Here is a 10,064-nt window from a genome sequence, read left to right on the forward strand (position 1 = left end):
ACAACTAATGGAAGACCGTGCCACAACTAATTTTCGAGTGTGCGCTCCGGGCGCTGACGCTTCCGGTTCGATGGGATTCGCTTGTTGCAACTACGCGGCTTGCACTTTGGTATCGTTGTTGGTCGATTGCTTCGCGCCTTCTGCTACGGCCAGTAGTTTGCCATCCATGTAATCCGGCGCGGCGACGCCGAACATGTCCAAGATCGTTGGCGCGAGATCGATGAGGCGAGGGTTTTCAGTTTCGATCGCGCGGTTGCAAAACAACACGCCGGGGACCACCGAGGGATCGACGCAATGGTCGCCGCTCCAGGCCTTCGTGTTGTCATGAAACACCTGACGCGTCGTCTTGCCGATCGCGGCTTCCCACGAAACGCGATAGCCGCGGGCATAGCCGACGACCAGGTCCGGGGCATGGTCTTTGTACGGCCCGCGATAGACCTTGGGGGCGATGTAGACGCGTTTGATCGCCGGATCGCCGCGTTCCGTATCCATGAGCTGGTTCAACTTGGCGGCGATTTCGTCGCGGAGTTGTTCCGCTTCTTCGCCGGCGTCGACGATGCCTTGATCGTACCGATCGCGGATATTGATGAAGATGCCGGTCAAGCCGAGCGCGAAGGCTTTCGTTTTGGACCAATCGACGCCGGCCAGATGCTCCGCTCCGCGGCGCGCGTCGTCGACGGTGAGATAGCCCTCTTCTTCGAGCCAGCGGTTCAGGTCGATACCGCGGCGGAAGGTGTTGAAGCCGTGGTCGGAAATGACCATCAGCAGCGTGTCCTTGTCGCGGCATTTCTCGCGGGTCTTGCCGACGACTTCGTCCATTCGCTGGTACAGATCCTCGATCGGCGTTTTCAAGTTGGCCGGCAATTCCTTGGGATGCGCGGGATGCTTGTCGTCCAGGTAACGCCAAAACATATGCTGCATGCGGTCCGTGCCATCAAACACGCAGACGCAGAGGCCGCTCCGCACTTTGTCGAGGGCGTCGAAGAACATTTCTTCGCGCTCGCGGTCGATGTCGATGCACTGTTTTGCGAACAACTCGTCATCCAGCACGTGCTCATTCAGCGCCCAGGTGTCTTCGGCCAGGCCGAGCGTGGCGTACGGGCCTTGCCGCTTGGCGAGGTAGATCGGATACACCGACGGATAGCCGATCGGCATCGCCGGTTTTTCTGGATCAATGTTGATCGGGGTTACGTAGAGTTCGAATTCCGGCGCCGTCGCCAGCAGCACAAACTTGCAGATGCCCTGCACTTTCATGCCGGGCGCAATGCTGAAACTCACTTGCACCCAGTCGGTGTATTCACCCAGGCGCAACTTGTGCTTCTTCCCGCCGATCTTGAGCGTCGCCACGTCGGCGCTTTGCACGCGGACTTCGAACGGCGCCTTGAGCTGCGTGCGCTCGCCTCGAAAGGGATGATCCGGGCCGATCAAGTCCGCGCGCACCTTGTCGCCGATGCGGGTCACGCGATGCACTTCACCGCCGGTCTTTTCCCCTGCGATCGCCGCGCGGGTCGTGTAGTGCGAGAACACGCCCTGCGTGCCGCGGAGATCCGGCACGCACATCGCCGAGAGTTGCACGCCGCGCAGTTTCTCCGGCGGGAAGGTGATCGGCACGCGGAGGATGCAGTTGGTGATGCCATGCGCGCTGAGCACGCTCCAGAACGGTTTGCTCTTCCGCAACAAGCGAATGCTCGCCTTTCCGAGCGGCAGGTTGAAGCGCCCGAGGCGCAACATGCGGCGCGGAGGACGGATTTCCACGGAGCTCATCTTCGGCTCGTACGTCCGCAGGTCGGGCACGAGAAAATCGAAGATGTTGTGCTTACCGGGATTCACGCCGGTTTGGAATGTCGACCAGGCCACCGGCGAAATCGGCGGCAACGTCGAACCCAGTGCATGGAAGCTGCCCTCCTTGGCCAACGCGGCCAGGTGCGGCAATTTGCCGGCGGCGATCAACTTTTCGGTGAGGCCGTGATCGAGCCCGTCGAGTCCCAGCACCACGACGCGTTTGAAGCGGCTCTTGGCCAACGCGCGGCGACCGAACAACAAGCGCCAAATCAACCGCGCGGGCCACGTGACCAGCATCAACAGCGCCGAGCAGACCGCGGCGAAGACCGCCAGGAATGAACCGGCGAGGGCGAAGCCGGCGCCGGGGCCGATGTACGCTAGCGCCGGCGATTGCATCGCCAGCACCAGCAATGCGGCAACGAGCAACAGCCTAACTCTGCTTGGCATCGTCCTGGCCGTCCTTCTTTTCCGCTTCCTTGTCCTTCGCTTGCTCCTTCGCTTTTTCCGCTTCGTCGACGATCTCGACCAGTGTCTTGCCGGGCGTTAAGTCTTTGCCTTGGAAGCCGACGTAGTCCGCGGCGTAGCGATACGCACGGAACACCGCCGTTCCGCCGGGAGGACTGTCGCCGCCTGGAGGACCGCCGCCGCCACCACGGCGATCACCGCGTCCACGACCGTCGCCAGGACCAGCGGCATCACCAGGTCCGCCACCATCCGGGCCGCGACCTCCTCCGGGAGGGCCGAAATTGGGTCCGCCGGCGGGAGGCCCGAAATTGGGGCCGCCTGGGCCGCCCGGCCCGCCGGCCACGCGCGGGCCGCCGCCTGGAGGTCCGAAATTAGGTCCACCGGGCCCACCGGGTCCGCCACCAGGGCCGCCGGGGAAGGGAAAGGGATTCTTCTTTAGCTCGGCGAATTCCTTGCGCTGATCTTCGGTCAGCAGCTCATCCAGCTTGGTTTGCGCGTCGTTCTCGATCGCGGCGAGTTTCTCCTTTTGTTCGTCTGTCAGTTTCAAGCGATCGATCGCGAACGACGGCAGCAGCTTGCCGATTTCCGGGGGGCCAAACATTCCGCCCGGCCCGCCGCCAGGACCGCCGCCGAACGGATTCTCTTTCGTGGGATTGATGAACTTCCAGACGATTTCCTTTTCAGGCGTGACTTCGAACAGCGTGCCGTTCGCGCCGGAACAAATCATCGTGTTGCCGTTGGGCAAGCGGTGCGTGCCTGAAATGAAGCTCGAATAAAAGTCCGTCCGCTTCGGAGCGGCGTAACTCCAGACCGGTTCTTTCGGTCCGAAGGCCTCGCCGGTCGGCCGTTGATAGTTGCCTTTTTCATCGACCGGGGTCACCAGTTCGTCGACGGTAGAAAACTTTTCACCTTCGACTTCGTGCTGATTGTTGAACAACAGCAAATGCCCCTCGCCGGGATGTCCCTTCGGAATCCACTGGGCGTTATGTTGCTTGAAGGAGGTCTGGTTTTCTTTTGTACCTGCGCGGTAGGCGATCGGGTTGCCCCAGCGATAGAGCAAATCGCCCCCCTTGCCGGAACGGCCGCCGGTGTGGCCCTTGGCTTCGTCGGTGGTCGTGCTGTGGTCGATGATCCAGATCTCGCTGAAGGCATGGACGCTAATCACGATCTGGTCGAGCTCGGCGTTGTAATCGATGCCGTTGAAGTGCGTCCAATCGGCGTTGACTTTCGGCGCCTGACCTGCGGCCGGCGCGCCGACGTAGCCGATGCCGGCGAGTTGATTTACGGTGTCGTTATCCTTGAGCGCTTGCGCGAGTCCCTCGCCGAAGTTGACGTCCACTAGTTCGGGATGTTCGGCGACGTTGCCATAGTTGGCTTTCGAAGGATCGCGGTCCTGAATCAGGTGATCCCAGAGGTGCCATTCCCAGACGATCTCGCCGCTTTCCTTGCCGGTCGGCTTAACTTCCATGATGCAGTCCGGCTGGAGCGGCTTGTCGTCCAGATTCTCCGGGGCGCGCCCGGCGGCGATGGCGTCGTCGCGCGATTTTTTCTCCCACACGACCATCAACACGTTGCCGTTGGGAAGTTTGTAGATGTCGTGATGCGGCAATTGGTTTTCGCTGACGAGCTTGTAATCCCAGACGACCTCGCCGTCGAACGTGAACTCTTGAATGCGGCCGGCCTCGCCGGGGCCGTTGCCGAATTTTTGTTCCTCCGGCGCGAGCTTGCCGAAGCGGAGCATGTTGCCGTTTTTCAGGATGTACGAGCTCATCGGCTGGCAGCCGCAGTCCCAGGTGCGGACGACGCGGCCTTCCATATCCAAGAGGAACGTTTTCGTGCCGCCCAACGGGGAGAGGAGCGTATAGCCCAGCAAGGCGCGAGGGTCGTGCAGGTTCAGGCCGAACTTGACCGCGGGCTTCGGCGCCTCCGCAGCCTTCTGCTCCGGCTGAGCGTCAGTTGCTTCCGGCTTGGCGTCGGCCGGCTGTTCTTTGTCGTCTGTCTGGGCGGATGCGGCGTCGGCCGGGCCGTCCGGGGCTTCGGAAGCGTGAGCCGCGCGAAGATTCGTGTGCAGATACAACACGGTCGACGTCAGCGCGACGAGGAAGAACGCGGGCTTCGAAGTGGGGCGCTTCATGGAGCTAAATTCCCGAGACATGTCCTGAACCTTGAGAAAAGGCGGGCAACCATCAAACCCGCTCGTTGCCAGCTAGTTTCGCGGTTGGCCGTGAAGATTGCTAGCTAGCCAGCGCGATTTAATCCGCCAGGCGCGCGAATCCCAGGGAAGGCCCCCAGTGATGACACCATTGGCAACGATTTCGCTGGCCTTCCCTGGGCTTGGACAGGTTTCACCGACCGTTTTCAACCCGTGGACGACCCGTGGACGGCCCTTCAACTGCTCTGGCATGGTTCCCTGAGTTTCTCTAAAATCCCGCCGCAATAGGGTCATCGCGGATTGCCGCGATGCGCGGGCGCCGTCGTCAAGGAGGACGATCGTGAATTCACTCAAAACACTGCTCGGCGCGACGTTACTGGCCGCGCTCGCTTACGGCGTTTACGTCGGAATCACCAAGAAGCCGGGCGCAACGACGCAGGTGGACGCTCCGAGTATCGAGCCGGGCGTGCTCACGAAGCACGATTTACCGCCACTGCCCGTCGAACGGACTGGCGCTGCATTGGCGGGCGACGAAGCGCCGGCCTTTGACGCTGCGCCGCCCTTTGATGCCGGCGTCGCCAACCAAGAAGGCCCGGCGCCAGCTAGCGACAACCGCTATGCCGAACAGAATTTCCCGGACGACGGACCGCCGCCGCCCGTGGTTTCGGAGGCCGCGCCGCCCATGGCCGAAGGCGCTCTCGCAGATCCCTATCCGTCGTCGGCCGATGCGACGTCCGTAGCGGCTGAAACCTCGACCGCGACAGCCGCGAGCGTTCTGGAACAAGAACTCGTGGCGATCGAGCCACTCCTGCAATCCGGGCAATTGGCCGAGGCGCATCTCGCCTTGTCGAAGTTGTACGGCAATCCGTCGTTGACACCGGAAGAAGATTCGCGATTGACCGCATTGTTGAGCCAACTCGCTGGCACGGTGATTTACTCGCGGCAGCATTTGCTTGACGCGCCACATCGTGTCGCGCCGGGCGAGACGCTGGAACAGATCGCCACGGCGTGCAACGTGCCCTGGGAACTGCTCGCTAAGATCAATGGACTCCCCGGCGCCGGGCCATTGGAGCCCGGACAAGAGCTGAAAATCATCAAAGGACCGTTCCACGCCGTGGTGGACCTGCAACAAAAGCAACTCGTGTTGTTTCTTAACGGCGAGCGCTACGCGGGACGGTTCCCCATTGCCGTCGGCGCGGATCACCCGCCGCTGCCGGGCGAACATCACGTCGTACAAAACAAGCTGCTGAATCCTTCCTACTACGCGGAGCGCGTTTACACGCCAGAAGATCCGCAGAATCCGCTGGGGTCACGCAAGATCGAACTGGACCAGCAAGTCAGCATCCACGGCTCGAACGATCCCAGCAGCCTCGACCGCGAAGACCCGCGCGGCTGCATCCGCATGAACCCGCGCGACATCGAGGACGTGTTTGATATCCTGACGATCGGGTCGGAAGTCGCGGTGCGCCGGTAGCGTGGGGCGGAGGAGTAAAGCGCCAGCATCAAATTGCGTGCGTTGAGTCAGCCCCGAAAGGGCGGCAGGTAATCGCCAGGGGTGCCAACGCCTGGAAGGATCTTGAAAAGCAATCGAGCCCCACCGGGGCGACACCTTGAGAGTGTCGCCCCGGTGGGGCTCCGCCGTTTTCCGGTACTCGATACCAGGGGTTGGCACCCCTGGCTATTGTCTGACGCCCCTTTGGGGCTATTACAAGACTCCTTTACTCCTTTACTCCTCTCACCCCTCCCCTTTCGGCGGCTCGATGCCAAAATCCTCGATCGTCAGCAGCGATTGAAACTTGTAGCCGCGGGATTCGAAGGCCGCTCGGCCGCCCTCTAAGCGATCCACGATCGTGATCACGGTGCGGACTTTGAGCCCAAACGCCTCGCAGCGCTCGATCGCCAAGAGCGACGAACCGCCTGTGGTGACGACGTCTTCGACGATCACCACTTCATCGCCGGCCTGCACGGGCCCTTCGATGAACTTGTTGGTGCCGTGCCCTTTGGATTCCTTGCGGACCATGAAGCCTTTGAGCGGCACGCCACGCACGCCGGCCAGCGTGATGACGGCGGCCGTGATCGGATCCGCTCCGATCGACATGCCCCCGACGGCGCGCGGGAGATTGTCTTTCAGCAGATCGAGAATTCCCTCGCCGACCAGCATCGCGCCGGCCGAGTCAAGGGTCACCTGCTTCCCGTCCAGGTAGTACTTGGCTTTCTTGCCGGAGACCAAGGTGAAGTCGCCGAAGCGGAGCGCTTTTTCGCGGAAGACGTCGATGAGAGCTTGGCGGTTGAACATGAGGAAGTAGGTGCAGGAGGTGAAGTAGGCGTAGTAGGTGAAGTCGTTTCTTGGCGCGGCGAGTCTAAGTTGCGCCGTGTGGTCTCTTACAGCAGCGTATCCAATTCATCGACCAAGGCGCCGAAACTGGAAAGCGCGGTATCGACTGGCCCGGGTTGTTCCATGTCGACGCCGGCGTCGCGCAGCAGGTCGAGCGGGTATTTCGAGCAGCCCCCTTTGAGGAAGCCGAGGTAAGCCTGCAATTCCGCCTTGCCGCCGGTGGTCACGCGTTCCGCGAGTGCGATCGCGGCCGACAGACCCGTGGCGTATTTGTACACGTAGAACGCCCGGTAGAAGTGCGGGATCCGCAGGCATTCCAGGTCGAGGCATTCGTCGATGACGAATTCCGGTCCGAAGTAGGCCGTCAGCAACTCACGATAGGCGGAGCGAAGTCGCGCCACGGTTAGCGGTTCGCCGGCTTCCACCAGTTCGTGCGTGATCTTTTCGAACTCCGCGAACATGGTTTGGCGGAAAATCGTGCCGCGGATGTCGTCGATCGCCTTGTTGATCAGGTACGCCCGTTCGCGGCGGTCGTTGGCCTTGGCCAACAAGTGTTTGAGCAGCAGTTGTTCGTTGAAGGTGCTGGCCACTTCGGCGACGAAGATCGTGTAGTCGTAGTATTGAAACGGCTGCGACTTGGCCGAGAAATACGAGTGCATCGAGTGCCCCGCCTCGTGCGCCAGGGTGAACACGTGGTTCAGCACCGCTTCCTGATAGTTCATCAGGATGTACGGTTGCCCGTCGAAGGAGCCGCAACTGAACGCGCCGCTTTGCTTGCCTTGATTCTCGTAGCGATCGCACCAGCCGTCGTTGAGTCCGCGTTCTAGGACGCGGCCATATTCGCTGCCCAACGGCGCGAGGGACGCGATCACCACGTCCACCGCTTGTTGCCAACTGTGTCGGCGTTCGAGTTCGCTGAGAATCGGCACGTAGGTGTCGTAGTGATGAATCTCCTTGAGCTTCATCCGACGACGACGCAATTCGTAGTAGCGATACAGCGACGGCAAATGCGCGCGAACGCTGGAGATCAAGTTATCGTACACGCTGCGCGGGACGCGATCCGGGAAGAGGGCCGCATCGAGCGAGCTCGCATGGCGCCGCGCCTTGGCATAGTAGGCGTCGCGCTGCACCGCACCGGCGTAGGATGCCGCCAGCGTGTTGGCGTGGCTGCTGTAGGCTTCGTAGTACTGGTGAAACGCCGCCTTGCGAATCTTGCGATCCGGCGAGTGCAGGCAGGTGGAAAACGTGGCGTGGCTCAACTCGATCGTTCCGCCGCGCTCGTTCTTGATGCGCCCGAATTTCAAGTCGACGTCGTTGAGCTGCCGGAAAATCCGCCCGGCGGCGTCGGACATTTCCGTCTGCATGGCCAGCAGATTTTCTTCGCTGTCCGACAAGGTATGCGGCTTGTAGCGCAGAATCCGCTCCAACTGCAGCCGATACTCCGTCAGGCACTCCTCGGCGAGATACCGCTTCATCTTCGCTGGCGGGATCGCCATGATCTCCGGACGAATGTAGCTCGCGCGTTGCGCCGCCAAACTTGAAGCGTGCCGCAGACGGCCTTGCATCCGCTGGTAGTTGCTGTCGCCGGCGTCTTCCGCCGTTTTGAGGAACGCGTAGGTTCCCAGGCGTTCTCCGGCCCGCTCGAACTCAGCATCGAACTTCAACAGTTCCGCGAGCTTCTCGGCGTTCACATCCAGCTTGCCGCGAAATTCGTCGTAGCGCGGGATCAGCTTTTCCCATTTCCCAAAGGCCCGTTCCCAAGCCTGGTCGTTTTTGAACAGGCTGTCCAGATTCCAGCAATCGGCCGGATCGACATCGCTGCGTTTCGGTAGTTGCTTTGCAGTGGCCATGCAGTTTCAATCCGTTGTAGGGCGGGCCGACGAAAAACGAGCGGCGCATAACAGCGCTAGCCGCCGTGTCCTGCCAATTCAATCCAGCGACGTTCCGCGTGCGATTGCAGCACCGCGTCGGCCGCCACTTGCGCGTGCCAGCCGTCGTGGAAGCTCGGCACGGCGTCGCGACCTTCGACAATCGCCGAAACAAATTCCCAGACCAGGTCGTATCGAAACACCGTCGCGGGTTGGCCTTGGCTGGGATCTCGCGGGCTGCCGGCCGGTTTGAGGAACTCCGGCGGGACGTCGCGCGGCGCGAGATCATGGCCGGTCTTGCCGACTAAGATGCGATTCGGCTCATGCAGGCGATAGACGGCCGAGCCTTCGGACCCGTTCACTTCGGCCCACTCGTGGCCGAAACCGTTCATGCCGTATCCCTTGGCGAGCGTCGTTCCTTCCCAGACGCCGGTCGCGCCGGACGCGAACTCCGCGATCAGGCTCGACCAATCATCCACGTCGGACGGTTCGCAGGTTTCGCCGGTCGGCGTTTTGGTGCGCGGCGCGAAGCGCGCTACCGCGCCGCACAACCGTGCGAGCGGGCCCATCAGATCGCGGGCGAAATCCAAGCGATGCGTCGTCATGTCGTACAAGTCGCCGGCGCCTGCCAGTCGCTTGTATTGCCGCCAGCCCCAACTGGTCTCCGGCCAATCCAGGAACCGCTGCGAGCGGAAATGCCGCGGCTCGCCGAGCGCTCCGCTGTGCAACAGATGTCGCAAGTATCGCATCGAAGGGGCAAAACGATAGGTGAATGCCGTCATGTGGACGACGCCAGCGCCTTGCGCGACTTCGCACATCCCGCGCACTTCCTCGGCATTCAGCCCGAGCGGCTTCTCGCACATCACATGCTTGCCGGCCCGGAGCGCCGTCATGGCGATCGGCACGTGCGTGAAGTTGGGCGTGGCGATAATCACCGCGTCGACGTCGTCGCGTTGGCAAACGGCGTCCACGTCGGTGCTGGCCGTGGCGACGTGCCATTCCGAGCGGCGGCGTTCGACCAATTCCGCGTTCGTATCCGCCACGGCGACCAACTGGGCGCGGGGATCTAGCCGAATGCCGGGCACGTGGTGATAGTCGCTCACGGCGCCAGCGCCAACGATGGCGATCCGCACGGGCGGCTGGGCGGCACGGGGACTCATAATCGGCTTCCTCAAGGCAAGTGTGGAAGCCGTAAAGCGTACGGGCGAGGATCAGAATCCTCAAGGGTCCGACGGTCGCAACGATACAAGCCCGTCGCGCCAGCGAGGGGGCGAAGGTATCGACAACCGAACGAGATCAAACTCTAAGTTGCTTGATCCCGGAGCTACCGAGAGTTCGATCTCGGTTCGTACGCCGCGTCAATTCTCCCTCGCTGGCGCTACGGGCTAGGCCTTGTCTCAAAACGCGATTTTGACGTCATATCGCAGGTATTGTAAGAGGCAGGCCCATTTGATCATGCCGG

The 10,064-nt window shown here is 61.8% G+C and carries 6 protein-coding genes; 1 reads left to right on the forward strand and 5 read right to left on the reverse strand.

Going from position 1 to position 10,064, the window contains the following annotated elements:
- Positions 1-90: 90 nt before the first annotated feature.
- Complete coding sequence (locus SGJ19_06745; GenBank protein MDZ4779931.1) at positions 91-2,229, reverse strand: alkaline phosphatase family protein; 2,139 nt, start codon at positions 2,227-2,229, stop codon at positions 91-93.
- A complete protein-coding gene (locus SGJ19_06750; protein ID MDZ4779932.1) occupies positions 2,213-4,381 on the reverse strand; it encodes an aryl-sulfate sulfotransferase in 2,169 nt (722 codons plus the stop codon). Before SGJ19_06750 ends, SGJ19_06745 begins: the two co-directional genes overlap by 17 nt.
- A 358-nt stretch (positions 4,382-4,739) precedes the next feature.
- On the opposite strand from SGJ19_06750, the gene SGJ19_06755 reads away from it, so the two are divergent.
- On the forward strand, positions 4,740-5,873 hold the full coding sequence (locus SGJ19_06755) for a L,D-transpeptidase family protein (protein MDZ4779933.1): 1,134 nt from the start codon (positions 4,740-4,742) through the stop codon (positions 5,871-5,873).
- Between the two features lie 261 nt (positions 5,874-6,134).
- Here SGJ19_06755 and pyrE read toward each other — a convergent pair whose 3' ends face one another.
- From pyrE to SGJ19_06770, 3 genes are all read right to left on the reverse strand, one after another.
- Complete coding sequence (pyrE, locus tag SGJ19_06760) at positions 6,135-6,695, reverse strand: orotate phosphoribosyltransferase (protein ID MDZ4779934.1); 561 nt, start codon at positions 6,693-6,695, stop codon at positions 6,135-6,137.
- A gap of 86 nt (positions 6,696-6,781) precedes the next feature.
- Positions 6,782-8,584 (reverse strand): oligoendopeptidase F, encoded by a 1,803-nt coding sequence (pepF, locus tag SGJ19_06765; protein MDZ4779935.1) that lies wholly within the window; start codon positions 8,582-8,584, stop codon positions 6,782-6,784.
- 56 nt (positions 8,585-8,640) lie between these two features.
- Positions 8,641-9,762 carry a Gfo/Idh/MocA family oxidoreductase gene (locus SGJ19_06770; protein MDZ4779936.1) on the reverse strand — a complete coding sequence of 374 codons (1,122 nt, stop codon included), beginning with the start codon at positions 9,760-9,762 and terminating at the stop codon, positions 8,641-8,643.
- Positions 9,763-10,064 lie beyond the last annotated feature (302 nt).

It is taken from the genome of Planctomycetia bacterium, assembly GCA_034440135.1.
Taxonomy (GTDB): Bacteria; Planctomycetota; Planctomycetia; order Pirellulales; family JALHLM01; genus JALHLM01.